The 25,585-nt window shown below is 72.2% G+C and carries 21 protein-coding genes; 10 read left to right on the plus strand and 11 right to left on the minus strand.

Annotated elements, in window-relative coordinates; all coding sequences use genetic code 11:
• The first annotated feature begins 16 nt into the window (after positions 1 to 16).
• Entirely contained in the window at positions 17 to 1,684 is a 1,668-nt protein-coding gene (locus PUR61_RS42385; RefSeq protein WP_329885308.1) for an alpha/beta hydrolase, read from the plus strand.
• 296 nt (positions 1,685 to 1,980) lie between these two features.
• Complete coding sequence (locus PUR61_RS42390; protein ID WP_380358639.1) at positions 1,981 to 2,526, plus strand: 2-oxo-4-hydroxy-4-carboxy-5-ureidoimidazoline decarboxylase; 546 nt, start codon at positions 1,981 to 1,983, stop codon at positions 2,524 to 2,526.
• A 74-nt stretch (positions 2,527 to 2,600) separates the two neighbouring features.
• Here PUR61_RS42390 and PUR61_RS42395 read toward each other — a convergent pair whose 3' ends face one another.
• Complete coding sequence (locus tag PUR61_RS42395; RefSeq protein ID WP_329885309.1) at positions 2,601 to 3,335, minus strand: hypothetical protein; 735 nt, start codon at positions 3,333 to 3,335, stop codon at positions 2,601 to 2,603.
• A gap of 355 nt (positions 3,336 to 3,690) precedes the next feature.
• Between PUR61_RS42395 and sdhC the strand changes: the two genes are divergently transcribed.
• The 4 genes from sdhC to PUR61_RS42415 are packed head-to-tail and all read left to right on the plus strand — an operon-like array spanning position 3,691 to position 7,126.
• On the plus strand, positions 3,691 to 4,071 hold the full coding sequence (gene sdhC, locus PUR61_RS42400; protein WP_329885310.1) for a succinate dehydrogenase, cytochrome b556 subunit: 381 nt from the start codon (positions 3,691 to 3,693) through the stop codon (positions 4,069 to 4,071).
• Between the two features lie 8 nt (positions 4,072 to 4,079).
• Positions 4,080 to 4,571: a succinate dehydrogenase hydrophobic membrane anchor subunit gene (locus tag PUR61_RS42405; protein WP_329885311.1), complete on the plus strand. Its 492-nt coding sequence runs from the start codon at positions 4,080 to 4,082 to the stop codon at positions 4,569 to 4,571.
• Between the two features lie 39 nt (positions 4,572 to 4,610).
• Positions 4,611 to 6,353, plus strand: coding sequence for a succinate dehydrogenase flavoprotein subunit (sdhA, locus tag PUR61_RS42410; RefSeq protein ID WP_329885312.1), 1,743 nt, complete (start codon positions 4,611 to 4,613; stop codon positions 6,351 to 6,353).
• Positions 6,353 to 7,126: a succinate dehydrogenase iron-sulfur subunit gene (locus PUR61_RS42415; RefSeq protein ID WP_329885313.1), complete on the plus strand. Its 774-nt coding sequence runs from the start codon at positions 6,353 to 6,355 to the stop codon at positions 7,124 to 7,126. Before sdhA ends, PUR61_RS42415 begins: the two co-directional genes overlap by 1 nt.
• Before the next feature lie 71 nt (positions 7,127 to 7,197).
• Here PUR61_RS42415 and PUR61_RS42420 read toward each other — a convergent pair whose 3' ends face one another.
• Together PUR61_RS42420 and PUR61_RS42425 are read right to left on the minus strand one after the other, a co-directional pair.
• Positions 7,198 to 8,049 (minus strand): hypothetical protein, encoded by an 852-nt coding sequence (locus PUR61_RS42420; protein WP_329885314.1) that lies wholly within the window; start codon positions 8,047 to 8,049, stop codon positions 7,198 to 7,200.
• A 108-nt stretch (positions 8,050 to 8,157) separates the two neighbouring features.
• Positions 8,158 to 8,415 carry an SCO4848 family membrane protein gene (locus tag PUR61_RS42425; RefSeq protein ID WP_329885315.1) on the minus strand — a complete coding sequence of 86 codons (258 nt, stop codon included), beginning with the start codon at positions 8,413 to 8,415 and terminating at the stop codon, positions 8,158 to 8,160.
• A gap of 172 nt (positions 8,416 to 8,587) precedes the next feature.
• Here PUR61_RS42425 and PUR61_RS42430 point away from each other — a divergent pair, with 172 nt between their 5' ends.
• Positions 8,588 to 9,811 carry a D-alanyl-D-alanine carboxypeptidase family protein gene (locus PUR61_RS42430; protein WP_443035340.1) on the plus strand — a complete coding sequence of 408 codons (1,224 nt, stop codon included), beginning with the start codon at positions 8,588 to 8,590 and terminating at the stop codon, positions 9,809 to 9,811.
• A gap of 21 nt (positions 9,812 to 9,832) precedes the next feature.
• On the opposite strand, the gene PUR61_RS42435 is transcribed toward PUR61_RS42430, so the two are convergent.
• Positions 9,833 to 10,909 (minus strand): YihY/virulence factor BrkB family protein, encoded by a 1,077-nt coding sequence (locus tag PUR61_RS42435; RefSeq protein ID WP_329885316.1) that lies wholly within the window; start codon positions 10,907 to 10,909, stop codon positions 9,833 to 9,835.
• Between the two features lie 89 nt (positions 10,910 to 10,998).
• Positions 10,999 to 11,997, minus strand: coding sequence for a glycosyltransferase family 2 protein (locus PUR61_RS42440; RefSeq protein ID WP_380516527.1), 999 nt, complete (start codon positions 11,995 to 11,997; stop codon positions 10,999 to 11,001).
• Positions 11,998 to 12,147: 150 nt separating this feature from the next.
• Between PUR61_RS42440 and PUR61_RS42445 the strand changes: the two genes are divergently transcribed.
• Together PUR61_RS42445 and PUR61_RS42450 are read left to right on the plus strand one after the other, a co-directional pair.
• Positions 12,148 to 15,723, plus strand: a complete 3,576-nt coding sequence (locus PUR61_RS42445; RefSeq protein ID WP_329885317.1) for a bifunctional glycosyltransferase/CDP-glycerol:glycerophosphate glycerophosphotransferase — start codon at positions 12,148 to 12,150, stop codon at positions 15,721 to 15,723.
• A gap of 185 nt (positions 15,724 to 15,908) precedes the next feature.
• The gene (locus PUR61_RS42450; protein ID WP_329885318.1) at positions 15,909 to 18,416 is read left to right on the plus strand and encodes a CDP-glycerol glycerophosphotransferase family protein; all 2,508 of its coding nucleotides are present in this window, start codon (positions 15,909 to 15,911) and stop codon (positions 18,414 to 18,416) included.
• Here the strand turns inward: PUR61_RS42450 and PUR61_RS42455 are convergent.
• From PUR61_RS42455 to PUR61_RS42480, 6 genes are all read right to left on the minus strand, one after another.
• A complete protein-coding gene (locus tag PUR61_RS42455) occupies positions 18,401 to 18,889 on the minus strand; it encodes a 2'-5' RNA ligase family protein (protein ID WP_329885319.1) in 489 nt (162 codons plus the stop codon). The genes PUR61_RS42450 and PUR61_RS42455 overlap by 16 nt on opposite strands.
• Positions 18,890 to 18,951: 62 nt before the next feature.
• Complete coding sequence (gene trpS / locus PUR61_RS42460; protein WP_329885320.1) at positions 18,952 to 19,992, minus strand: tryptophan--tRNA ligase; 1,041 nt, start codon at positions 19,990 to 19,992, stop codon at positions 18,952 to 18,954.
• A gap of 30 nt (positions 19,993 to 20,022) precedes the next feature.
• Entirely contained in the window at positions 20,023 to 21,348 is a 1,326-nt protein-coding gene (locus PUR61_RS42465) for a hemolysin family protein (protein WP_329885321.1), read from the minus strand.
• A gap of 171 nt (positions 21,349 to 21,519) precedes the next feature.
• Positions 21,520 to 22,512, minus strand: coding sequence for a malate dehydrogenase (locus PUR61_RS42470; RefSeq protein WP_329885322.1), 993 nt, complete (start codon positions 22,510 to 22,512; stop codon positions 21,520 to 21,522).
• Positions 22,513 to 22,737: 225 nt separating this feature from the next.
• Positions 22,738 to 23,157: a DUF3017 domain-containing protein gene (locus PUR61_RS42475; protein WP_329885323.1), complete on the minus strand. Its 420-nt coding sequence runs from the start codon at positions 23,155 to 23,157 to the stop codon at positions 22,738 to 22,740.
• Positions 23,158 to 23,175: 18 nt separating this feature from the next.
• A complete protein-coding gene (locus PUR61_RS42480; RefSeq protein WP_329885324.1) occupies positions 23,176 to 24,030 on the minus strand; it encodes a bifunctional methylenetetrahydrofolate dehydrogenase/methenyltetrahydrofolate cyclohydrolase in 855 nt (284 codons plus the stop codon).
• A gap of 696 nt (positions 24,031 to 24,726) precedes the next feature.
• Between PUR61_RS42480 and PUR61_RS42485 the strand changes: the two genes are divergently transcribed.
• Positions 24,727 to 25,479, plus strand: coding sequence for an RDD family protein (locus PUR61_RS42485; protein ID WP_329885325.1), 753 nt, complete (start codon positions 24,727 to 24,729; stop codon positions 25,477 to 25,479).
• Positions 25,480 to 25,585: the final 106 nt, after the last annotated feature.

Below are 25,585 nucleotides of genomic sequence, written 5' to 3' on the forward strand. Positions count from 1 at the left end.
GTGGTACATACGTGCGATGACGAATTATCGGGCCGCCCGCCCGCGCTTTCTGCTGGCCGCGGTCGCTGCCGGCACCCTTCTCCTCACCACGGCGTGCGGCGGGGACCAGAAGCCCGCCCAGGACCAGGCCGCCACCACCCCGCCGACGGCCGCCACCGCAACCGCCGGGACGCCGACGCCCACCCCGACGCCCACCCCGACCGCGAAGCCGACCGGCGCCGCCGACCCCGCGCTCAAGCCGTTCTACGGCCAGCAGATCAGCTGGGCCGCCTGCGCCCCGGACGCCAAGGCGGCCGAGGCGAAGATCGACACGTCCCTGATGAAGTGCGGCAAGCTGCACGTCCCGCTCGACTACGCCGACCCGGCGGGCGAGGCCCTCGACCTCGCGCTGATCAAGCTGCCCGCCGGCAAGCAGGACCAGCGGATCGGCTCGCTGATGGTCAACCCCGGCGGCCCGGGCGGCTCCGGCGTGGAGATGGTCAAGTTCGGCGCCGAGCAGTTCGACGGCACCCTGCACAACCGCTTCGACGTGATCGGGTTCGACCCGCGCGGCACCGGCGGGAGCTCCCCGGTGGTCTGCCTGGACGACAAGCAGCGCGACGCGCTCAACGCGCAGGACGACCCGCTCGACCCGCAGGAGGCGAAGGCCCTGTCGGACAAGCAGGAGGCCGAGTACATCGCCGCCTGCCAGGCCAAGTCCGGCAAGCTGCTGCCCTTCGTCGGCACCCGCAGCACCGCACGCGACCTGGACGTGCTGCGCGCCGCCGTCGGCGACCAGAAGCTCAACTACCTGGGCATCTCCTACGGCACCTACCTCGGCGCGCTCTACGCGGAGGAGTTCCCCGGGAACACCGGCCGGCTGATCCTCGACGCCGCCGTCGACCCCGCCCAGGAGAGCCTCGACAGCAGCGTCAACCAGATCATCGGCTTCGCGAAGTCCTTCGAGCGCTTCGCCGTCGACTGCGTCGAGAACCACGCCGACGAGTGCGCGCTGGGCAAGTCCTCCGCCAAGGCCGCCAAGAAGGCCGCCGACTTCCTCGACGGGCTGCGCGACAAGCCGCTGCCCACCAAGGACGGCCGCAAGGTCGGCAGCGGCCTCGCCTGGACCGGCGTCACGCAGATGCTCTACGGCGACGAGAAGACCTACTGGCCGTACCTGCGGCTCGCCTTCGCCGAGGCGATGCAGGCCCGCCAGGGCAACGTCCTGCTCGCTTCCGCCGACGAGTCCAACGGCCGGGACGACCAGGGCCACTACGACCCCAGCGAGGCGGCCCTGGTCGCCGTCCGCTGCGCCGACGGCGCCTCCTCGGCCCCGACACCCGAGCAGGCCCAGGCGGCCGTGGCGAAGCTCCGGCAGGAGGCCCCGCTGCTCACCAAGGACGTCACCGCGGAGGACTTCACCGAGGGCTCCTGCACCGGCTGGCCGTTCAAGTCGCCCGAGAAGCCGCACACCGTCCGGGCCGAGGGCAGCGCGCCGATCCTGGTCGTCGGCTCCACCGGAGACCCGGCCACCCCGTACGCCGCCGCCGAGTCGCTGGCCAAGGGCTTCGCCAACGCCACCCTGCTGACCCGGGTCGGCGAGGGCCACGGCGCCTTCGGCAAGGGCAACGGCTGCATCGACGCGGCCTACGCCGCCTACCTCGCCGAGGGAACGCTCCCGGCCGCCGGGACCAGGTGTTCCTGACGCGTTGCCGGGCGCCGTGCGGAGCGACCCCGTGGAACGCGGTGCTGACGGAAGGGGCACGGGGGACGGCACGTCGTAGCAGATGAAGATGGGGAGGGCGCTGACACCGAGGTGTCAACGTCACAACTTGATAGCTCGTTCGGATGAAATCCGCGTGCGCTCTCCCCAACTGATGACCGCTCAACTACCTTTGAGTCGCTGACGGAGGGGCGTTGGACGCCGCCCCGCAGCCTCATACTTCACCTGACTTCACCGCCACTTCACCGGCCCCTTCCCGCCCTCACGAGGAGGACCCGCTGGCCAGCGACATTCCGTCACAGCGGCTCGACCCCCGGACCGAGCCGACCCTCCTCGGACTTCACCGCTTCAACGAGGCCGACGCCGGCGCCGCCGAAGAGGCCCTGCTGGCCTGCTGCGGCAGCCACCGGTGGGCCCTCAGGCTCACCGCGCACCGGCCCTACCCCGACATAGAGTCCCTGCTGGCCGCCGCCAGCGAGGCCTCGTACGACCTGCGCCCGGCCGACCTGGCCGAGGCGCTGGCGGACGAGAGCTGGATGCCGCAGCCGCTCCTCGGCATGCGCGCACCCGGCAGCCAGGCGGCGCACACCGCGCTCCGGGCGGCCCACGCCGCCTACGAGGCCAGGTTCGGCCACGTCTTCGTGGTCTGCCTGGAGAACGTCGTCCCCGAGGAGATGCTCGACACCGTCCTCAGCTCGATCCGCACCCGGCTCGCCAACGACCGGGACGAGGAGCGTCTGGTGGCGTCCGACGAACTGCGCCGGATCGCCCTCACCCGCCTGGAACACCTGGTCGCCACCCATTCCGGGGCCTCGGCCCGCTGAGCCGCCCGGCCGGCCGCACCGTCCCACCCGGGCGGAGCGGCCGGACCGGGCGGCCCGGTCGTTCTCCGGGCGGCTCAGCCCTTCTGGGCCGCCCGCAGCTTGGCCACCTGCTGTCCGACGATCCGCCCGTCCGGCTCGGGGGCCGGAGCCGGGCCCACACCGACCGTGCTGAACACCACCAGCGCCGGACCGACCCGCGCCAGCACCGCACGCTGAGCGAGCACCACCGGCCCCGATTCATTCGTGAGGGTGAATCCGGTCACGGCGTCGGCTCCCCCGGGCGTGGGCGTGTCGTTCCGGCTCAGCCGGTGCCGGGTCCGCACCTCCTTGCGCCCCTTCTCCGCCGGCGGCGGCGGCGCCGTCGAGGTGAAGTCCGCACACGGACCGAACAGACCCCCCAGCTCCGCCTGCAGCCGGGCCGCCCGGTCGCCCCGGTAGCCGAGCAGCCCCCCGTAGACGCTCCCCTCCGGGTCCGCGGCCCGCGCCACGCCCAGGTCCGTCTCCGCGTACGGCGCCGCCGGGCCGGGCGGGGCCGAGGCCGCGCCGGCCGCCACCGCCGGGGTCACCGCGTCCAGCAGCGGCTGGCACACCGGAAGGTCGGCGACCTCCCGCCCGCCCCCCGAGCCGGTCTCGCCGTGACCCGGCGTCATCACCGTGACCGTGTAGCCGGGGCCGAGGTCGGCGTCGGTCACCACGGCCGCGCGCAGCTCGGCCGCCGACAGCTCCCGGCCCGGGCCGCCGCCCCGGGCCCGGTCGGCGGAGCCGTCCACGGTGGCGCAGCCGGTGGCGAGGAACAGGGCGCCGAGCACCAGGCCGGACAGCGGACGGGTCGAGGGCCTGAGCGATAGGCGGGGCGAGAGACGGGGCGGCGGAACGGGCGAGGGGCGGGGAGGGGAAGGCAGCACGGGGGCCTCGGCAGGGTGTCGGCGACAGGGTTCGGGGGGTGCGCACGGTAGCGCGCCCGAACCGTCACTTTCCGTGACAACCGATGCCCGGGTTCCCGCCCGACTAGGCCAGTCGTGCCTGATTGATCACACCTCGGGCCCCCGGAGGCGGTTCCCGACACGGCGTCGATAGGATGCTCGCGGCCGGTGGACCGTACCCGGCCGGGCTGACCGACACCGAAGCCGGCCGAGCCCCCAATCGCTTCCGGAGGGTTTTTCCGTGCCGGCTGGAACGCTGTACCGCGGCCGGGAAGGCATGTGGAGCTGGGTGGCTCATCGAGTCACCGGCGTCCTCATCTTCTTCTTCCTGTTTGCACATGTCCTGGACACCGCACTGGTGCGCGTGTCCCCCGAGGCGTACGACACCGTCATTCAGACGTACAAGACGCCACTCGTGAACCTGATGGAGTACGGCCTGGTGGCCGCCATCCTGTTCCACGCCCTGAACGGCCTGCGGGTCGTTGCCGTCGACTTCTGGTCGAAGGGCCCGAAGTACCAGAGGCAGATGCTCTGGTCCGTGGTCGGGGTCTGGGTCGTCCTGATGGCCGGCGCCTTCTACCCGATCCTGCAGCACACGCTGACCTCCTGGTTCGGGAAGTGATCTGAGACATGTCCACGGAAATCTCCGACGCCCTGGTGGTCCCCTCCGCCCAGGCGCACACCGGCAAGGGTCTCGGCACGGGCAACCCCGCCGACGACTTCGTGATCGAGCCGGCGCGCCAGCGGACGAAGAAGACCCCGCGCCGCACCCGTACCAACTTCGAGATGCTGGCCTGGCTCTTCATGCGCCTGTCCGGCATCGTCCTCGTGGTGCTGATCCTCGGCCACCTGCTGATCATGCTGGTGCTCGACGGCGGCGTCTCCAAGATCGGCTTCGCCTTCGTGGCCGGCCGCTGGGCCTCGCCGTTCTGGCAGGGCTGGGACCTCCTGATGCTCTGGCTGGCCATGCTCCACGGCTCCAACGGCATGCGGACGGTCATCAACGACTACGCCGAGAAGGACTCCACCCGGCTCTGGCTGAAGGGCCTCATGGGCGCCGCCACGGTCTTCACCGTGTTGCTCGGCACCCTGGTGATCTTCACTTTCGACCCGAACATCTAATCGGCAATCGGCAGAGGCCAGAGGCGAGTTAGAACCCCCATGCAGATTCACCAGTACGACACCGTCATCGTCGGCGCCGGCGGCGCCGGCATGCGCGCGGCCATCGAGTCGACCCAGCGCAGCCGCACCGCGGTGCTCACCAAGCTCTACCCCACCCGGTCCCACACCGGCGCGGCCCAGGGCGGCATGTGCGCCGCCCTCGCCAACGTCGAGGAGGACAACTGGGAGTGGCACACCTTCGACACGGTCAAGGGTGGTGACTACCTGGTCGACCAGGACGCCGCCGAGATCATGTGCAAGGAGGCCATCGACGCCGTCCTCGACCTGGAGAAGATGGGTCTCCCCTTCTCCCGCACCGAACAGGGCCGGATCGACCAGCGCCGCTTCGGCGGCCACTCCCGCAACCACGGCGAGGCCCCGGTCCGCCGCTCGTGTTACGCGGCCGACCGCACCGGTCACATGATCCTCCAGACGCTGTTCCAGAACTGCGTCAAGCACGGCGTCGAGTTCTTCAACGAGTTCTACGTCCTCGACCTGCTGCTCAACGAGGGCAAGACCGCCGGCGTCGTCGCCTACGAGCTGGCCACCGGCGAGATCCACGTCTTCCAGGCCAAGTCGGTCGTCTTCGCCTCCGGCGGCACCGGCAAGTTCTTCAAGGTCTCCTCCAACGCCCACACCCTCACCGGTGACGGCCAGGCCCTGGTCTACCGCCGCGGCCTGCCGCTGGAGGACATGGAGTTCTTCCAGTTCCACCCGACGGGCATCTGGCGCATGGGCATCCTGCTCACCGAGGGCGCCCGCGGCGAGGGCGGCATCCTGCGCAACAAGGACGGCGAGCGCTTCATGGAGCGCTATGCCCCCGTCATGAAGGACCTCGCGTCCCGTGACGTCTGCTCCCGCGCGATCTACACCGAGATCCGCGAAGGCCGCGGCTGCGGTCCGGACGGCGACCACGTCTACCTGGACCTCACCCACCTGCCGCCGGAGCAGCTGGACGCCAAGCTCCCGGACATCACCGAGTTCGCGCGCACCTACCTCGGCATCGAGCCCTACACGGACCCGATCCCGATCCAGCCGACCGCGCACTACGCCATGGGCGGCATCCCGACCAACGTCGAGGGCGAGGTGCTGCGCAACAACACCGACGTGGTCCCCGGCCTGTACGCGGCCGGCGAGGTCGCCTGCGTGTCCGTGCACGGCGCCAACCGCCTGGGCACCAACTCGCTGCTGGACATCAACGTCTTCGGCAAGCGCGCCGGCATCGCCGCCGCCGACTACGCGCAGACGGTGGGCTACACCGAGCTTCCCGAGAACCCGGCCGAGAAGGTCCAGGCCCTGGTCGACAACCTGCGCGAGTCCACCGGCACCGAGTCCGTGGCGGTGATCCGCAAGGAGCTGCAGGAGACCATGGACACCAACGCCATGGTCTACCGCACCGGTGCCACCCTCAAGCAGGCGGTCGAGGACATCGCCGCGCTGCGCGAGCGGTACAAGAACGTCGCGATCCAGGACAAGGGCTTCCGTTACAACACGGACCTGCTGGAGGCAGTCGAGCTGGGCAACCTGCTCGACCTGGCCGAGGTCCTGGCCGTCTCCGCGCTCGCCCGCGAGGAGTCGCGCGGCGGTCACTACCGCGAGGACTTCCCGACCCGTGACGACGTGAAGTTCATGCAGCACACCATGGCGTACCAGGAGGTTGCCGCGGACGGCACCACCTCCATCCGCCTCGACTACAAGCCGGTCGTCACGACCCGCTACCAGCCGATGGAGCGTAAGTACTGATGAGCACTCCGACCGTGGAGAAGCACTCGGCCGCTCTGGACGCGGCCGAGAGCGGGGCCGTCAAGCTGATCACCGTCACTTTCCGGATCCGCCGGTTCAACCCGGAGGAGCACCCGGACCCGGTGTGGGTCGACTACCAGCTGGAGATGGACCCGAAGGAGCGCGTCCTGGACGCGCTCAACAAGATCAAGTGGGAGCAGGACGGCACCCTCACCTACCGCCGTTCCTGCGCCCACGGCATCTGCGGCTCCGACGCGATGCGGATCAACGGCCGCAACCGGCTGGCGTGCAAGACCCTGGTCAAGGACGTCAACCCGGAGAAGCCGATCACGATCGAGGCCATCAAGGGCCTGACGGTCCTCAAGGACCTGATCGTGGACATGGACCCGTTCTTCCAGGCGTACAAGGACGTCATGCCGTTCCTCATCACCAAGGGGAACGACCCGACCCGCGAGCGCCTGCAGTCCGCCGAGGACCGCGAGCGGTTCGACGACACCACCAAGTGCATCCTGTGCGCCGCGTGCACGTCGTCCTGCCCGGTCTTCTGGAACGACGGCCAGTACTTCGGTCCGGCCGCGATCGTCAACGCGCACCGCTTCATCTTCGACTCGCGCGACGAGGGTGCGGAGCAGCGGCTGGAGATCCTGAACGACCGTGAGGGCGTCTGGCGCTGCCGGACCACCTTCAACTGTTCGGAGGCCTGCCCGCGTGGCATCGAGGTCACCAAGGCGATCCAGGAAGTGAAGCGGGCGCTGGTCACCCGTCGCTTCTGATCCCCGCTCCCTGACGAAGGCCCCGTCCGATCTCACGATCGGACGGGGCCTTCGCCGTACCCGGAGAAGGCTCAGCGCAGCACGCCGAGGTCCTTCGGCCGCGGGTCCGAGGGGGCGTAGAAGTGGTAGCCGGTGTTGAAGCTGCTGTTGCCGGCGTTGTCCACCGCCTTGACGTACAGGACGTTGGTGCCCCACTCCCTCACCTTGACGTCGAGCGTGACGGTGCCGCCCGGGCCGGGCTTCACGCTGGCGCCGCTGTCGCAGCCGCCGGACATCAGGAGGCTGTCGTTGAAGGCGTACCGGTAGCAGGCCAGGCCCGAGGCCCCGCCCCCGCCGGCGGGGGCCGGGTCGGTACCGCTGATGACGAAGGCGGCGGTCTCTCCCGCGTACTTGCCGGGCGTCTGACCGGAGCCGAGCGGCGGGAAGTCCGGGGAGGAGACGGTGGGCTGGGCGCTGGTCAGGTCCACCTTGAAGTGGCAGTCCGGGGACGCCGCCGAGATCTTGTGGCCCTGGAGGGCGCGGGCGTTCCAGGCGTAGCTGTGGCCGTCCACCAGGCCGGGGACGAGGGTGGTCGCCTCCTTGTTCCAGGCGGAGGCCTCGCGGACGGCGCTGAAGACGGCGGCGCCGTCGGCGGTGAGGTCCCGGACCGAGAAGCGGGCGGAGGGGGTGCCCGCGGTGTCCGAGGCGACGGTCGCCCTGAGCGTCGGGCCGTCGGTGGTCCGCCCGATCCAGCCGGGTGCGGTGGTGGCGTCGCAGGCGTCGGTGACGACGCCCTCGGAAACGTTCCCGGGCCGCGGGGACGCGGTGGTCCCGGTGACCCGGAGGCCGGTCTCGGCCGCGCCGGCGGTCGGCGCGGCGAGCAGACCTGCCGCCACGGCGACGGCAGCCGCCCCGCCGAGCCGACGGAGGTGCGCAGGCTTCATGGAGTACCCCACCCTTGGTGCGATGAAGGACGCGAAAGAAGATTCGATCGCGATCGAGCGGTGGGGATACTTCCAGCCTGCCGGACCGTCAGGCAACCGGGTATCGCGTCAGTCGGCGACCGGCTCCCGCCGGGCGGCGCGCAGGCCGCGGACGCCGACCGCGCCGACGGCGACGCCGAGTGCGAAGGAGGTCGCGGCGAGCAGCAGGTGGATCCAGAAGAAGGCGGTGGGCTGCCCGTGGTCGCCGTCGACGAAGGCCTGACCGCCGGAGTCCTTCCAGAGGTTCTTGACGAAGGTGGTCCAGATGATCATGGACCAGACGCCGAAGGCGGTCAGGAACCAGGAGGTGCGGCGACTGAGCTTCATGGGGCGTTCCTCGGTGGGGCGGTGGGGCGACGCGGTGAAGGCGGCGGAGCGGTGAAGACGACGTGCCTCCCCAGTATGCGCGGGCGGCCGTTCGGAGTACGGCGGGCCCCTCCTGCGGCGGAGGACGACGGAGTGGCGGACGGCGGGGGCCCGCACTGGGTACCGTCTGCTGGTGCCCACTTGCTCGAAGCTCGCACGTGTGATCGCCGCGCCCGTCGCGGCCCTTCCGCTCCTCCTCGCCGCCCCGGTGGCCGTCGCGGCCCCGAACGAACCACCGCCGCCGGCCGCGGTCGGCGGCGAACGGCTGGGCCTCCCCGGGGTCCAGGTGGCGCCACTGGCCGGCGCCCCGGCCCTGCCGGGCGATCTCACCGGGCAGTCCTGGATAGTCGCCGACGCGGCGTCCGGCGAGGTGCTGGCGGCCAGCAACCCGCATCTGCGGCTGGCCCCGGCCTCCACCCTCAAGATCCTCTTCGCCGACACCGTGCTGCCCAAGTTCGACCGCAACGCCGTGCACAAGGTCGCGGACGCGGAGATCCAGGGGATCGGCGCCGGCAGCTCCCTGGTCGGCATCAAGGAGGACCTGGAGTACCGGGTCGAGGACCTCTGGCGCGGGGTCTTCCTCAGCTCCGGCAACGACGCGGTGCACGTCCTCGCGCACATGAACGGCGGCGTCCAGCAGACCGTCGCCGAGATGCAGGCCCGGGCGGAGGCGCTCCAGGCCCGGGACACCCGGGTGGTCTCGCCGGACGGCTACGACGCGGAGGGCCAGGTCTCCTCGGCCTACGACCTGACCCTGTTCGCCCGCGCCGGGCTGCGCAACCCCGACTTCCGCGGGTACTGCGCCACCCGCGACATGCTGTTCCCCGGCGCGGTGGACAAGAACACCGGGCAGCGCGGCAGCTTCGGGATCGCCAACACCAACCGGCTGCTCGGCAAGTACCCCGGCCTGATCGGCGTGAAGAACGGTTTCACCACCAACGCCGGCTCCACCTTCGTCGGCGCCGCCGAGCGGGACGGTCGCACCCTGCTGGTGACGGTCATGCACCCGACCTCGTACCAGAAGGTCTACGACGAGACGGCGGCGCTGCTGGACTGGGGCTTCGCCGCGGCCGGCAAGGTCACCCCGGTCGGGAAGCTGGTCGAGGAGGGCGAGACCGCCGCACCGGTCCCGACCGGCCAGGCGGGCGGCGCCGCCGGCGCACCCGCACCGCCGCCGCACCCCTCGCCGGCCGCCACGGCCACCGCCGCGGACACGGCATCCGCCGCGCACACTGGCGGCGACGGCGACGGCGACGGGCTCGGCCCGGTCGGCTGGATCGCCGTCGCGCTCGCCCTCACCTCGGGCGGCGCCGCCGGGCTGCTGCTGCTCAACCGGCGGCGCGCCGGCGGCGGCTGAAACCCGTGACGGGGCCCGGTCTCACGTCCGGGGCCGGGCCTCCGTCGCGCCGCCGTCCGCTTCGCCCCCGCCCCCGGGGCCGCTCTCACGCCCGCCGTCCGCAGCGCCTCCGGCCGGGGCCTCCGCTCCGGCCTTCGTCGCTCCGGCCTTCGCTCCGGGCTTCGTCTGGTCGGCGGCCCGGTCAACGGCCTCGTCGGCGGCCTCGACCATCGCGCGGGCCCGCTCGCGGACCCGGTCCCGGGCGGCCTCCGGGTCGGCCGTCGCCGTCCAGGCCACGCAGTACATCAGCAGCCGGCAGACGAAGTTGATCCAGAGCAGCAGTGCCACCGGCACCCCGAAGGCGCCGTAGAGGCTCTTCCCCGCGACCGAGCCGAGGTAGGAGGAGAGCAGGATCTTCAGCAGCTCGAAGCCGACCGCGCCGATCAGCGCCCCCTGCAGCACGACCCGCCGGCGCTGCCCGCCGATCCGCGCGAACGGCGCCAGCAGGTAGGCGAAGAGCAGCATCGCCGAGGCGACCGCGACCAGCAGGCCCACGCCGGTGAGCAGGTAACCGCCGGGCCCGCCGCGGCCCAGGCCGATCCAGTCGGCGATCCGGCCGGCCAGCGTCGTCCCCGCGGCCGAGGCCCCCAGCGAGAACAGCGAGACCACGCCCAGGCCGCCCAGGACCAGGCAGTCCCAGCCCTTGCGCAGCAGCGGGTTGCCCTCCTCGTCGGGCAACTGCCACACGTCCCGGATCGAGGTGCGCATGGTGTCCACCCAGCCGAGCCCGGAGAGCAGCAGGAGGACGCCGCTGACCAGCCCTACCGCGCCGGCGTTGGCCACCAGGGAGGGCAGGTTGAGCGCGTCCGAGATACCGGGCAGCTGCTCGGAGATGCGGTCCTGGATGTCCTGGACGCGGGCGTCGCTGAGGGTGGCGACGGCGATCGCCAGCGCCACCGTGAGCAGCGGGAAGAGCGCGAGGAAGCCGAAGAAGGTGACCGCGCCGGCCAGCCGGTTGCCGCGGACGGCGGTGAAGTGTTCGTAGGCACGGTACGGGCGGCTGTGCAGCACCCGTGCCACGAGCGGGCCGATCACCGGAAGGCGGGTCAGGAAGTCCACCCGTCCGGTTATACCGGCAGGTCGCCCGAATGGCCGTCAGACTCCCCGGCGCACCGGCAGGTCCGCCGACCCGCTCCGCGGGCGGAGCGTCAGCGCCGCACCAGCCGGCGGGCCCGGGCCAGCGCGCGGACCGCCTGGTAGGGGGTGTACCGGCCCTGGGCGAGCAGCTCGGTCCGGATCCCGGCCACCCCGGCGGGCGGGCGGTAGCCGGCCGGGCGGAGCCGGGCGCAGTGCGCGGCAGCGCGGCGGAAGAACTCGCGGCGGTCGCCGGGCGGGACCCGGCCGGGCCGGGAGACCACGGTGTTGAGGTGGTGCAGCATCCGGCCGTAGACCACCGGGCGCCAGTGGTCCAGTCCGGGGCGGCCGTCCAGGAAGGCGAAGACCAGGTCGTACTGGGCGAAGACGTCGAAGTGCCGGCGGCTCGCGGTGGCCAGGATGTTGCCGCCCTCCTGGCGCTGGCGGTAGTGCACGCCGACCCGGTCGAGCAGGGTGATGCTCCGCGCGGCGAGCAGCGCCGGGTACGTCCAGGGGGTGTCCTCGTAGTAGCCGGCCGGGAAGGCGAGGCCCTGCGCGGTGACGAAGTCGCGCCGGTAGGCCTTGTTCCAGACCACCTGGAGCAGGTCGAGGAGGTCCGGGCGGGCGGCGAGGTCGAAGACGGCCGGGGAGGCCGCGCCGAAGACGTGCGAGGAGGCGGCCCGGGTGATCCGGCCGTCGGCGTAGGTGCGGGCGTAGTCGTAGACGAGGACGTCCGGGTCGCCGCCGGCCGCGAGCCGGTCGTCGACGGCCTTGAGCAGGCCGGGGGTCATCGTGTCGTCGCTGTCCAGGAAGACCACGTAGTCGCCGGTGGCGACGTCGAGGCCGGCGTTGCGGGCCCGGCCGAGGCCGACGTTCTCCGGCAGGTGCAGCACCCGGACCCGCGGGTCGCGGACGGCGGCCGCGTCGAGCAGCGCGCCGCAGCCGTCCGGGGAGCGGTCGTCCACCGCGATCAGTTCGAGGTCCGGACCACCCTGGCCGAGCACCGAGTCGAGGCACTCGACGAGGTACTCCTCGACCTTGTGGACCGGAACGATCACGCTGAAGCGGGGCATGGGCACAGGGTAGTGGCCGGCGGACCACGGTTGCCCGGGGGCCCCTTGGGCCGGACGGTAGGATCGACAGGCACGTACGCACCGATTCAAAGTGCGGTCAGACCCCGAACGGGCTGCCACGCTCCTTCCCGAGAAAGGCCTGCGTAGCCGATGGCTCCCCGCCTCTCCATCGTCGTCCCGATCTACAACGTCGAGCGCTACCTCGTGGAGTGTCTCGACTCGATCGCCGCCCAGACGTTCACCGACTTCGAGTGCGTCATGGTCGACGACGGTTCGAAGGACACCAGCGCCGCACTCGCCGAGGCCTACGCCGCCGAGGACTCGCGGTTCCGCCTGGTGCGTCAGGTCAACAAGGGCCTCGGCGCGGCCCGCAACACGGGTATCCGGCACATCGACCCGGACTCCGAGTTCCTCTGCTTCGTCGACAGCGACGACTCGATGCCGCCGAGCGCGTACGAGCTGATGATCAACACGCTCGACGAGACCGGCTCGGACTTCGCCACCGGCAACGTGCTGCGGTTCCGCGCGATCGGCTACTACCAGTCCGGCGGCCACAGCCGCCCGTTCGCGAAGACCGTGCTCAAGACGCACATCACCGAGATCCCCTCGCTGGTCACCGACCGCACCGCGTGGAACAAGGTGTACCGCCGCTCCTTCTTCGACGCGGCGGGCATCCTCTACCCCGAGGGCATCCTGTACGAGGACGCGCCGGTCAGCGTGCCGCACCACTACCTCGCCAAGAGCGTGGACGTGCTCTCCGAGCCGATCTACCACTGGCGCGAGCGCGAGGTCGGCGAGATGTCGATCACGCAGATGCGCACCAACCCGAAGGGCTTGATCGACCGTGTCACCTCGGTCGAGCTGGTCCGCGGCTGGCTGAAGAAGCAGACCGAGCCGCGCTTCGCCGAGTACCTGCGCACCTACGACGAGAACACCCTCGTCGAGGAGCTCCCGATGTTCTTCTGGTCCGTCGTGGACGGCGACAAGGAGTACCGGGACGCCTACGTGAAGTGCGTCAGCCGCCTCCTCCGGTCGATCGGCCCGGACCCGGTGAAGAAGCTCCGGGCGCCGCTGCGCCTGAAGTACCACCTGACTCTCCAGGGCCGGGTCGACGAGTTCGTCGAGCAGATCAAGTACGAGGGCGAGAGCAACGGCGGCGTCGTCGCCAAGGGCCTGCTGCGCCCGTACGCCGACTACCCGTTCCTGCGCGGCGGCCGCAAGAGCGTGCCGTCGAACCTGCTGAGCCTGCGCAACTCCACCGTCATCCGCAGCCGGCTCTACGGGTCGGCGTGGGAGGGCGGCCGGCTGCGGCTGACCGGGCACGCCTACCCGGAGCAGCTGGGCGCCGCCAACAAGCTCGACATGGTCCGCACGCTGGTGCTGCGCGAGACCAAGGGCCGCCGGGTCGTCGCCGTGCCGATGAAGACCCAGTACAGCCCCGAGGCCACCGCCACCAACCACCACGACCTGTACAACTGCGACTGGGCCGGCTTCACCGTCGCCCTCGACCCGGCGAAGCTCAAGCACCGGGGCCAGTGGAAGGACGGCAACTGGCGCGTCCTGGTGGCCGGCGCCGGCAAGGGCGGCGTCTACAAGGGCCGCATCTGGGCCGGCTGGGCGGACACCGCGCTGTACCTGCCCTCGCACTGGGTCGAGCCGGACGTCCGGATCGTGCCGTTCGTCCGCGACGGCAGCGTCTACGTCAGGGTCGAGAACGTCCAGGTCCGGGTGACCGGGCTGGCCGCGCACGGCAACACGGTCGAGATCTCCGGCGCCGCCCGCGCCGGCGTCCGGCTGGCCGGGGCGCGGCTGCGGCTGACCCACGTGGAGTCCGAGCGCGAGCTGTTCTTCCCGCTCTCGCAGGGCACCCCGGTCGGCACGCTCCAGCCGTTCCACATCTCCTTCCCGACGGCCGAGCTGACCGCCGTCCGCGAGGCCTGGGCGAAGCTGGACCCGATCGCCGAGGAGCGCGCCCGCGACCGCTGGGACGCCTCCCTGGAGCTGGCCAACGGCCTCAGCGTCCCGATCGCCCTGGACGACCGCAACGCCCCGGAGCAGCTCAACGTGCTGCTGAACCCCGAGGCTCCGGTCGCGGCGCAGCGCACGCTGTACTCCAAGCCCTCCCCCGGCGGCTACCTGCAGCTCTCCGACCAGCTGCTGCAGCCGGTGGTCCACGAGATCACCTCGCGCGGCGCGGACGGTTTCCTGCTCAGCGGCACCTTCCCGCTGCCCGGCAACCACCACTGGGAGCTGCTGGTCCGCCACCACTGGGGCGAGGAGCAGCACGTCTACCCGGTGGAGATCTCGGACGGCCGCTTCCGGACCGCGCTGCCGGCCGTGCCGACGGCCTCGTTCGCGGGCAACGCGCCGCTCGCGCAGGGCGGCTGGAACATCTCGTTCCGCCCGGCCGGCGTCGTCTACAACCCGGACATGAGCTCGTACGCGCTGATCGCGCCCGAGTGCTTCGGCTCGCTGCCGCTGGAGGTGGAGGCCCGCGGGAAGCGGATCGTGCTGGAGCGCCGCCACCACGACGGCCTGCAGCTGGAGTCGGAGAACATACTGCTTCCGGAGGAGCGCAGCGGCTGGCGCCAGCGCCAGCTGCGGAAGGTCGACTACCCGGCCGCCCGCCGGGCGCCGCTACGCGACACGGTGCTGTACAACGTGGCGCTCGGCGGGCTCTACGCGGACTCGCCGCGGGCGATCCACGAGGAGCTGGTCCGCCGCGGCCTGCCGCTGGAGCACCTGTGGGGCAGTGACGACCTCCAGGCCGACCTGCCGCAGACGGCCGGCGCGGTCCGGCTCTGGAGCCCCGAGTGGTTCGAGACGCTGGCCACCGCGAAGTACATCGTGACCAGCGCGCACCTGCCGGACTTCTTCGTCCGCCGGCCCGGGCAGATCGTGCTGCAGACCTGGCACGGCACCCCGCTGAAGAACATCGGCCACGACTTCGAGAAGGTCTGGTTCACCGACGCGCACTACCTGAAGGGCCTCGCCAAGGAGGTCCCGAACTGGAACCTGCTGGTCGCGGGGAGCACCTGGGCGGCTCCGGTGCTGCGTCGCGCGTTCGACTTCAAGGGCGAGATCCTGGAGAGCGGTCTGCCGCGCAACGACCTGTTCTTCTCCCCCGACCGGGAGAAGACCGCCGAGCAGGTGCGCGAGCGGCTCGGCCTGCCCGAGGGCAAGAAGGTCGTGCTGTACGCGCCCACCTGGCGTGAGGACCGCCGCCGCCACTACGGCGGTTACCAGCTGAACCTGCAGCTGGACCTGGAGGCGGCGCAGGCCGCGCTGGCCGACGACCAGGTGCTGCTGGTCCGCCGGCACTCCAACGTGCGCGAGCCGATCCCGGGCGCCGGCAACGGCTACGTCTGGGACGTCAGCAGCTACCCGGACACCGCAGAGCTGCTGCTGGTCGCCGACGTGCTGGTGACGGACTACTCGGCGTCGGTCTTCGACTTCGCGGCGACCGGCAAGCCGATCCTGTTCTTCACCTACGACCTGGCGCACTACCGCGACAACCTGCGCGGGTTCTCGCTGCCGCTGGAGAAGGAGGCGCCCGGCCCGCTGCTGGCCACCTCCGAGGAGCTGGTCGCCGCGCTGGGCCGGGTGGACGAGGTGGCCGCGGAGAACGCCGACCGGTACGCGGCGTTCCGCGAGAAGTACTGCGACCTGGACGACGGCCAGGCCGCCGCCCGGGTGGTGGACGCGATGCTGAGCCGCGAGGCGTAGCCGCCGCGGTCCACGGAAAAGGGCGCCCGACGCGAACATCGCGTCGGGCGCCCTTTTCCGTGGGCACCGCCGAGAACGCATTCTCCGAGAGAACTCCCAGGCAATATTCAGGTAAACATTTAATTGACTTCAGGAATCATTTCCCGGTAACTTCGCGATTTCTTGCCGAGAAAGGTTCGTGGAAGATGACTGTCCTCACCCGGCTCGTCCTCCCGCACGCCGCACCCCGCTCCGGCGAACCGTCACCCGGGGGCGACGAGGACGCCGCCTTCGGGCTGCTGCGCGCCCGCTGGACCGCCCGGGGCCTCGAACTCACCGGCTACGCCCGCCCGGACGACCGGGACACCGCCCGCCCCGGCTCGGCCTGGACCTGGCTCACCCTGCGTCGCGACGACCACGAACCGCCCCTCCACCTCCCCACCCGGCCGCGCCGCATTCCCGAGATCACCGACGACGCCGCCCACCCCGACCACAACAACGACTGGGCCGGCTTCACCGCCCTGGTCGAACCCCGCCGGCTCCGCCCCGGCGACGACTGGCTGCTCGGCGACTGGACCGTCGAGGCCACCCTCTTCACCCGCCCCCGCCCCACCCGGCTGCGCCGGCAGTACGGCGCCCTCGGCGCCCACTGGTGCGGCTCCGGCGAGTACCCGCCCGCCCGCTGGGTCGACCACGACGTCCGCCTCCAGCCGCACTTCGCCGACGGCCGGCTGAGCCTGCGGCTGGAACGCCCCGGCGCCCGCCTCACCGGCGCCGACCAGGCGGCGGACGGGCTGCGGCTGCGCGGCGCCACCACCACCCCCTGCCCGGCCGGCACCGTGCTGCGACTGCGCCACCGCGAGAGCGGCGCCGTCCTGATCCACCCGGTCACCACCTCCGGGCGGTCCCTCGCCGTCCACCTGCCGTACCGGCCGTTCACCGCCGACGGGCGCGGCGGCCAGGAGCCGGAGCACTGGGAACCGGAACTGCTCCGCCCCGACGGCTCCGCCGGACCACTCGTCCTCGACGAGCGCCACGGCCCGGTCGCCGGCCAGCACCGGCTGCCCGGCACCGACGACCGGGCGCTCTACCTCAAGCACCTCGCCGACGGCCGGCTCCAGCTCTGCGTCCAGCCCGCCGCCGGCTACGTCGAACGGCTCGCCGTCCGGAGCGGCAGCTTCGAGCTCACCGGCCACTGCCCCGCCCCCGGACCGCTGGAACTGGTGCTGCGGCACAGCGGCACCGGCAGCGAGATCCGCCGGCCGGTCGACCTCGGCCCCGACCACCGGTTCCTGGTCCGGCTGCCCGCCACCCGCACCGGCTCCGACGGCACCGACCTGCCGCTGCGCAAGGGGCTCTGGGAGGCTGCCCTCCACCCGGTCGGACGGCCCGGCCCCGCGCGCCCGCTGATCGCCGCCCCCGCCGTCCTGGCCGCCCTGCCGGCCGCCGCCCGGGCCGGCGGCAAGCGCGTCCTGCTCCAGCGGCGCTGGCACGACACCCTGCTGCTGGACTCCACGCCCGTCCTCACCGCCACCGAGCGCAGCGCCTGGACCCAGGCCCGCCAGCGCTCCGCCGGCTACCCCGCCGCCCGCCGCGAGCCACTGCGCGAGACCGTGCTGTACGACGTCTTCGGCGGGCGCGGCTACGCCGACTCGCCACGTGCCGTGCACGCCGAACTCGTGCGCCGGGGAGCCCCGTTGGAACACCTCTGGGTGATCGACGACGGCCAGGCCGAGCTGCCGCCCGGGGTCCGGGCGGTGCGGGTCTGGAGCCCCGAGTGGTACCGGGCCCTGGCCACCAGCCGGTACCTGGTCGGCAACACGCACTTCCCGGACTTCCTGCGCCGCCGCCCCGGCCAGGTCGTCGTCCAGACCTGGCACGGCGCCCCGCTCAAGCGGATCGCCCACGACGTCGACAACCCCTGGCTCGCCGACCACGGCTACCTCGACGCGCTCGCCCGGGAGACCCCGCAGTGGAGCCTGCTGGTCTCACCCAGCGGCTTCGCCACCCCGCACCTGCGCCGGGCCTTCCGCTACCGCGGCGAGATCCTGGAGTCCGGCTACCCCCGCAACGACCTGCTGGCCCGGCCCGACACCGCACGGGCCGCCGCCGTCCGCCGCCGGCTCGGCATCCCGGACGGCCGGCGGGTGGTGCTGTACGCGCCGACCTGGCGGGAGGACCAGCAGCGCCCGGACGGCGACGGCTTCCGGCTCGACCTGCGGCTCGACCTCGACCGGGCCCGGGAGGCGCTCGGCCGCGACCACGTCCTGCTGGTCCGCCAGCACGCGCACGTCCGCGAGCCGCTGGCGGGCGACCGGGACGGCTTCGTGCGGGACTGCGGCGACTACCCGGACGTGCAGGACCTGTTGCTGATCGCCGACGTGCTGGTCACGGACTACTCGTCCGTCATGTTCGACTTCGCGGTCACCGGCCGCCCGATGCTCTTCTTCACCTACGACCTGGCGCACTACCGGGACACCCTGCGCGGCTTCACCTTCGACTTCGAGTCGCAGGCCCCCGGGCCGCTGCTCGACGACTCCGACCAGGTGGTCGCGGCGCTGCGCGGACTGGCCGACGACGGCGGGCTGCCCGCCGGGCACGCCGAGCGCCACCGGCGCTTCCGGGACGTCCACTGCGCGCTGGACGACGGCGGCGCCGCGGGCCGGGTGGTCGACCGGATGCTCGGACTCGGACGCGCTCAGCCGAAGTCGTAGGCCCGCCAGGGCCGCCAGACCTCGTCGTCGTCGAAGCGGGAGAGGCTGAACCCCGGCACCGGGAACGCCGCCCGGAACGACCGCGCCTGCTCGTACGCCTGGTCCAGCACGTCGTCGGCGAGCCCGTGGGCCACCGTCACATGGGGGTGGTACGGGAACGCCAGCTCCCGGGCCAGCGGGCCGGAGCGGATGTCCGCCTCCAGCAGCCGGCACTCCTGCTCGCCCTCCTCGACCCGGACGAAGACCACCGGGGAGACCGGGCGGAAGGAGCCGGAGCCGCGCAGCACCATCCGGAACGACCGGTGCGCGCCCGCCACCGCCGCCAGGTGCTCCTCGATCTTCGGCAGCGCCTCGGCCGGCACCTCCGTCGGCGGCAGCAGGGTGACGTGCGTGGGTATCGACCGGGCCAGCGGGTCGCCGTGCCCGGCCCGCGCGTCCTGGATCGCCGAGCCGTACGGATCCGGGACGCTCACGGACACGCCGATGGTGACGGTCCCGGGAAGACCGCCACCACCGGGCAGGCTCGTCAGCGGAGTCACCGCTTGGCGGCCGGAAGGAAGCCGATCCGGTCGTACACCGTCTCCAGCGTCCGCGACGCCACGTCACGGGCCTTCTCGGCGCCCAGCGCGAGAACGCGGTCCAGCTCGGCCGGGTCGTCCAGGAAGCCCCGCGTGCGCTGCTGGAACGGCGTCACCCAGTCGGCGAACAGCTCCGCCAGCTCGGTCTTCAGGGCGCCGTACATCTTGCCCTCGAAGTGCGCGACCAGCTGGTCGATCGACTGGCCGCTGAGCGCCGAGTGGATCCGCAGCAGGTTGGAGACGCCGGCCTTCTCCTCCTCGTCGTAGGAGACGACCGTGCCGGTGTCGGTGACGGCGCTCTTGAACTTCTTGGCGCTCGCCTTCGGCTCGTCGAGCAGGTTCACCAGGCCCTTGGCGGAGGAGGCGGACTTGCTCATCTTGGCGCCCGGGTCCTGGAGGTCCAGGATCTTGGCCGTCTCCTTGAGGATGTACGGCTTCGGCACGGTGAAGGTCGGGCTGTAGCGGGTGTTGAACCGCTCGGCGAGGTCGCGGGTGAGCTCCAGGTGCTGGCGCTGGTCCTCACCGACCGGGACGGCGTCCGCCTGGTAGAGCAGGATGTCGGCGATCTGCAGGACCGGGTAGGTGAAGAGGCCGACCGAGGTGCCGGCGGCGCCCTGCTTGGCCGACTTGTCCTTGAACTGGGTCATCCGGGAGGCCTCGCCGAAGCCGGTGAGGCAGTTCATCACCCAGCCGAGCTGCGCGTGCTCGGGCACGTGCGACTGGATGAACAGGGTGCAGCGCTCGGGGTCCAGCCCGGCACCGAGGAGCTGGGCGGCGGAGACCCGGGTGTTCTCGCGCAGCGTCGCCGGATCCTGCTCGACCGTGATCGCGTGCAGGTCGACCACCATGTAGAAGGCGTCGTTGTCCTCCTGCAGGTCGACCCACTGGCGCACCGCGCCGAGGTAGTTGCCGAGGTGGAACGAGCCGGAGGTGGGCTGGATCCCGGAGAGAACCCGGGGACGGTCCTTGACCGGACCAGTGACCGCTGCGTTGACCATGCGGGCCATTGTTCCAGTTCCACCGACCGGTCAGGAAACCTCTGCCCCCGGCGGTTCCGTCAGTGTGACCGCACTCACCCCGACCCGGGCGATCCGCCGGCCCTCCACCTTGGCCACCGTCAGCAGCACCTCCTCCCCCGGACCGGCCGGGATCCGGACCACGTCGCCGTCGACGGGCAGCCGGCCCAGCGCGGCCACCAGGCAGCCGGCCACCGTCTCGTACGGGCCCTCGGGGAGCGTGACGCCGGTCTCCTCGGCGAAGTCGCCCAGGTTCAGCAGGCCGTCCAGTTCCATGCCGCCGCCGGCCAGCCGGCGGGTGGTGGTCGGCTCCTGGCTGTCGTACTCGTCACGGATCTCGCCGATCACCTCCTCCACCAGGTCCTCCAGGGTGACGATGCCGGCGGTGCCGCCGTACTCGTCGACCACGATCGCCAGGTGGTGGCCCTCGCGACGCATCTCGCCCATCGCCGCCAGCACCCGCTTGGTGCCGGGCAGCAGCTTCACCGGGCGGGCCAGGTCACGGACCTTGGCGGCCCGTTCGCCGCGGGCGCCGTACAGGTCGCGGACATGGACGAAGCCGGTCACCGCGTCGTAGCTGCCCTCGACCACGGGGTAGCGGGAGTGCGGGGAGGTGCCCGCCTGCTCGCGGACCTCGGCCAGCGGGCGCTCGGCGTCCAGGAAGGTCACCTCGGTGCGCGGGACCATCACCTCGCGCAGCTGGCGCTCGCCGGCGGCGAACACATCCGCGATCAACGTCCTTTCGTCGCTGCCGAGTTCGGTGTTGGCCGCGACCAGGCCCCGGAGCTCCTCGGAGCTCATCGAGCCGCGCCCCGCGGTCGGATCGCCGCCGAACAGCCGGACCATCAGGTCGGTGGAGTGACCGAGCAGCCAGATCACCGGCCGCAGCACCACCGACATGACGTCCACCACGGGCGCGGCCAGCACCGCGATGGAGTCGGCCCGCTGGAGGCCGATCCGCTTCGGGGTGAGCTCGCCGAGCACCAGCGAGACGTAGCTGATCAGCAGGGTGAGGCCGACCAGCGCGGTGGCGTCGGCCACCCCCGCGGAGAGCCCCGCCCGGACGAAGAGCGGAGCCACCTTGCCGGCCAGCGTGTCGGCGCCGAACGCGGCCGAGAGGAAGCCCATGCAGGTGACGCCGACCTGGACGGCGGCCAGGAAGCGGTTCGGGTCGGCCGCGAGGTGCGCGGCCCGGGCGGCCCGCCGGGTGCCCCGGGCCCCCAGCGTCCGGATCTGGCCCTCGCGCAGCGAGATCAGCGAGATCTCGGCGACGTTGAACAGGCCGCCCAGGGCGATGAAGACGAGGACGAGCGCGGCGTCCTCGATGGTTTCGTTCACAGCGGGTCAGTGTAGGACCGGACGGCGCCGGGACGGCCGCGTCGCGCCGCCTCCCGGGCGACGGCCGGACGCGACGGCCGGACGTGCGGGCCGGGCACGGGCCGGACGCGCGACGGCCCGCCGCCTCCGGTGCGGAGGGGGCGGGCCGTCGCGAAGCACTGCGGGGCGGACTCAGATGAGGCCGAGCTCCTGGACCGCGTCGCGCTCCTCGACCAGCTCCTGGACCGAGGCGTTGATCCGGCCACGGGAGAAGTCGGAGATCTCCAGGCCCTGGACGATCTCGAACGCGCCGTCCTTGGTGGTGACCGGGAAGGACGAGATCAGACCGGCCGGCACGCCGTAGGAGCCGTCGGAGACGACACCCATGGAGGTCCAGTCGCCCGCGGCGGTGCCGTTGACCCAGGTGTGGACGTGGTCGATGGCGGCGTTGGCGGCCGAGGCGGCCGAGGAGGCACCGCGGGCCTCGATGATGGCCGCGCCGCGCTTGGCGACGGTCGGGATGAAGTCGTTCTCCAGCCAGGCCTGGTCGGCACCGACGGCCTCGAAGGCCGGCTTGCCGGCGATCTCGGCCTGGAAGATGTCCGGGTACTGGGTGGCGGAGTGGTTGCCCCAGATGGTGACGCGCTTGATGTCGGAGACCAGGGTGCCGGTCTTGGCCGACAGCTGGCCGACCGCCCGGTTGTGGTCCAGACGGGTCATCGCGGTGAAGCGCTCGGCCGGCACGTCCGGGGCGTTGCGCTGGGCGATCAGGGCGTTGGTGTTGGCCGGGTTGCCGACGACCAGGACCTTGATGTCGTCCGCGGCGTTGTCGTTGATGGCCTTGCCCTGCGGACCGAAGATGCCGCCGTTGGCCTGCAGCAGGTCGCCGCGCTCCATGCCGGCGGTGCGCGGACGAGCGCCGACCAGCAGCGCGACGTTGGCGCCGTCGAAGGCCTCGTTCGGGTTGTCCGTGATCTTGATGTCGCGCAGCAGCGGGAACGCGCAGTCCACGAGCTCCATGGCGGTGCCCTCGGCGGCCTTGAGGCCCTGCGGGATCTCCAGGAGGCGGAGGTTCACCGGTACGTCGGCACCGAGCAGGTGGCCCGAGGCGATGCGGAAGAGCAGCGCGTAGCCGATCTGGCCGGCGGCTCCGGTGATGGTGACATTGACGGGGGTGCGGGTCATTTCTACCTTCTCCAGCAAATCGCCAGGTGCCCCAGGCACGTTCGGCGCGCCGGAGCCGAGGACGGTCTCTCGACATCGAGAGAACCGGCGTCAGGGTATCGCAAAGGGAAGCGTACGCCGCGGTCGCGGTCCCGGCTGGTGGGTCACGGACGACGACGGCCCCCGCCCGACGGGTCGGGCGGGGCCGCGACGCCGCCCTGCGGGCGGCTCGGCGCCGTGGACGGCTCAGCGTCGTGGACGGCCGATCAGCTGGCCGATGTTGTCCAGCAGCGGCAGCTCCAGCCACGGGTTGGGCTGGGCCACCAGGGTCAGCAGCACGATCGACAGACCCAGGAAGGTCAGCACGATCACGTCGGTGAACCGGCTGCGGACCGCCAGCATGCCGACCTCGGGCAGCGCCAGCCGGAGCAGCGCACCGAGCAGCACCCCGCCGCCGATGATCAGCAGCCCGTACTTGAAGCCGTCCTCGAAGTCCGCGAACCAGGTGACCGCGAGGCCGGCGCCGACCACCAGCAGGACCAGCGTTATCGGCCACTGCCGGACCGGCAGTGCGTGCTCACGGCCCAGCGCGGCCGCCGAGCCCTCGGGGGGCAGGGTGCCGGTGGTCTTGACCGGCCTGCGCCTGGTCCGCCGCGGTTCGCTCATCGTTCTCCGCCCTCGGGGTCAGCTGCCGGCGCGGCGCTCGGCCGCCACGACGATGTTGTTCAGCAGCATGGCGCGGGTCATCGGCCCCACACCGCCGGGGTTCGGGGAGATCCAGCCGGCCACCTCGGCCACGCCGGGGTGCACGTCGCCGACGATCTTGCCCTCGCTGCGGCTGACACCGACGTCCAGCACGGCCGCGCCGGGCTTGACGTCCTCCGGCTTGACCAGGTGCGGCACGCCCGCGGCGGCCACCACGATGTCGGCCTTCCGCAGGTGGTAGGCCAGGTCACGGGTGCCGGTGTGGCAGAGCGTGACGGTGGCGTTCTCGGAGCGGCGGGTCAGCAGCAGGCCGATCGAACGGCCGACGGTGACGCCGCGGCCGATCACGACCACCTCGGCACCGTCGATGGCCACGTCGTGGCGGCGCAGCAGCTCGACGATGCCGAGCGGGGTGCACGGCAGCGGGCCCTCGATGCCGAGCGCGAGCCGGCCGAGCGAGGTCGGGTGCAGGCCGTCCGCGTCCTTGTCCGGGTCCATCAGCTCCAGGACGGGGTTCTGGTCGAGGCCCTTGGGCAGCGGAAGCTGGACGATGTAGCCGGTGCAGGCCGGGTCGGCGTTGAGCTCGCGGACGACGTTCTCGACGTCCTCCTGGGTGGCCGTGGCGGGCAGCTCGCGCTGGATCGAGGCGATGCCGACCTCCGCGCAGTCGCGGTGCTTGCCGTTGACGTACCAGCGGCTGCCCGGGTCGTCGCCGACCAGGACGGTACCGAGGCCCGGCGTGACGCCCTTCGTCTTGAGGACCGCCACGCGGGCGGCGAGTTCGGACTTGATCGCGGCCGCGGTGGCCTTGCCATCGAGAATCTGCGCAGTCATGGCCCCATTCTCCCGGATCCCCGCAACCGTCCGCGCCACGGCCTCGTCGCTGTCCGGCCCACGGCTCGCGAGCCGCCGGCGGCACCGCCCCGGGCACCGCCCCTGACATCGGTCCGGGTACCCGTCCGGGCACCGGTCCGGTCCCGTCCGGTCCCGTCCGCGCCGTGGCCGCGGCACCGCCGGTGAATCGGACCCGGGCCGTCGGGGCCCCGGGCGGCCCCTCGGCAGGCCCGCGGCGGGCCCGTCCCGCGCTCCCGCGGGCCCGGGACGGGCACGGAACGTGCGGGTCACATTGCGGTTCCGCCACAGTCCGGTCCGACGCGCGGGCGCGGCTGGACAGCGCACGGCCGCCCGGTTGACGATGAGCGGGCATTCCCCGCCGCATCCGGCCCGGTGACGGGCCGACGGACAGACCCGGCGGGGGCGTACCCGGGGGAAGAACAGAGTGAGCCGACCAGATCGCACCGCGCCGACGACGACCTACCGCCGACGCGGGCCGCAGCCCGCCGCAGGGCCGTCACGCCCCCTGTTCGCACCGTCCCCCCGGTCCTGAATCGGGGCGCACGCCGGGCTGTTCACGCCCCCGGTGTCAGTGCGCTCCGCTAGCGTCCCGTCCGACCGGCCACCCGATCCACCGGTCCGATCCGGGTCCTCCGTTGTCCCGTCCCCACCGTCCCCATCTGCCCGGAGGCATCGATGAGCTACCCGCCCGACCCGAACAACCCGTACAACCAGCCCCAGCAGCCGCAGCAGCCGCCGCAGGCCGGTTACGGCTACCCGCAGCAGGCCCCGCCGGCCGCCGGTTACGGCTACCCGCAGCAGCCGCCGCAGCAGCCGGCCTACGGCGTGCCGCAGCAGCAGGCGTACGCGTACGCGCCGGCGCCGGGCACCCTCCAGGCGAACAACGGCTACATCAGCATCGCCCAGCTGGGCACGGTGAAGCTCGCCACCATGGGCCAGCGGTTCCTCGCCCGCCTGATCGACGGCCTCGCGATCGGCGCGGTCATCGCGCTGGTGATGGCGCTCGGCCTGGCCAGCGCGCTGGGCATCGCCAAGGAGGCCGACGACTGCAGCACCTACCGCTACGGCAGCGCCTCGTACAACGACTGCCTCCAGCAGAACCAGGACGCCGCCGCCGGCTTCCTCGCCACCATGATGATCATGATCGGCGTGCTGTCGGTGTTCAACCTGCTGTACGAGTGGCTGATGGTCTCCTTCGCCGGCGCCACCCTGGGCAAGCTGGCCCTGGGCCTGCGCGTGGTCAAGGAGAACACCGGTCAGGTCCCCGGCCTGGGCGGCGGCTTCATCCGCTTCATCATCCCGATCGTCGGCGCCTTCCTCTGCTACATCGGCGCCGTACTGGTCTACCTGTCGCCGTTCTTCGACAACTCCGGGAAGCTGCAGGGCTGGCACGACCGTGCCGCCGGCACCCTGGTGATCAAGAAGTAACGCGCGCCCGCACCACGCACGACGGAGCGGCCCGGCCCCCTCACCGAAGGGGGCCGGGCCGCTCTGCCGTTCCGTCAGCCGTCCCGGTGGCGCGGCTTCACGCGCC

It is taken from the genome of Streptomyces sp. BE20 (assembly GCF_036322525.1).
GTDB lineage: Bacteria > Actinomycetota > Actinomycetes > Streptomycetales > Streptomycetaceae > Kitasatospora.

Bases quoted from the DNA above. Each gene is read 5' to 3' on its own strand.
- PUR61_RS42440 (WP_380516527.1), bottom strand. From the start codon at position 11,997: ATGCCCCGCTTCAGCGTGATCGTTCCGGTCCACAAGGTCGAGGAGTAC.
- PUR61_RS42420 (WP_329885314.1), bottom strand. From the start codon at position 8,049: ATGAAGCCTGCGCACCTCCGTCGGCTCGGCGGGGCGGCTGCCGTCGCC.
- PUR61_RS42405 (WP_329885311.1), top strand. From the start codon at position 4,080: ATGTCCACGGAAATCTCCGACGCCCTGGTGGTCCCCTCCGCCCAGGCG.
- trpS (WP_329885320.1), bottom strand. From the start codon at position 19,992: ATGGTCAACGCAGCGGTCACTGGTCCGGTCAAGGACCGTCCCCGGGTT.
- sdhA (WP_329885312.1), top strand. From the start codon at position 4,611: ATGCAGATTCACCAGTACGACACCGTCATCGTCGGCGCCGGCGGCGCC.
- PUR61_RS42470 (WP_329885322.1), bottom strand. From the start codon at position 22,512: ATGACCCGCACCCCCGTCAATGTCACCATCACCGGAGCCGCCGGCCAG.
- PUR61_RS42475 (WP_329885323.1), bottom strand. From the start codon at position 23,157: ATGAGCGAACCGCGGCGGACCAGGCGCAGGCCGGTCAAGACCACCGGC.
- PUR61_RS42425 (WP_329885315.1), bottom strand. From the start codon at position 8,415: ATGAAGCTCAGTCGCCGCACCTCCTGGTTCCTGACCGCCTTCGGCGTC.
- PUR61_RS42445 (WP_329885317.1), top strand. From the start codon at position 12,148: ATGGCTCCCCGCCTCTCCATCGTCGTCCCGATCTACAACGTCGAGCGC.
- PUR61_RS42450 (WP_329885318.1), top strand. From the start codon at position 15,909: ATGACTGTCCTCACCCGGCTCGTCCTCCCGCACGCCGCACCCCGCTCC.
- PUR61_RS42385 (WP_329885308.1), top strand. From the start codon at position 17: ATGACGAATTATCGGGCCGCCCGCCCGCGCTTTCTGCTGGCCGCGGTC.
- PUR61_RS42415 (WP_329885313.1), top strand. From the start codon at position 6,353: ATGAGCACTCCGACCGTGGAGAAGCACTCGGCCGCTCTGGACGCGGCC.
- PUR61_RS42485 (WP_329885325.1), top strand. From the start codon at position 24,727: ATGAGCTACCCGCCCGACCCGAACAACCCGTACAACCAGCCCCAGCAG.
- PUR61_RS42480 (WP_329885324.1), bottom strand. From the start codon at position 24,030: ATGACTGCGCAGATTCTCGATGGCAAGGCCACCGCGGCCGCGATCAAG.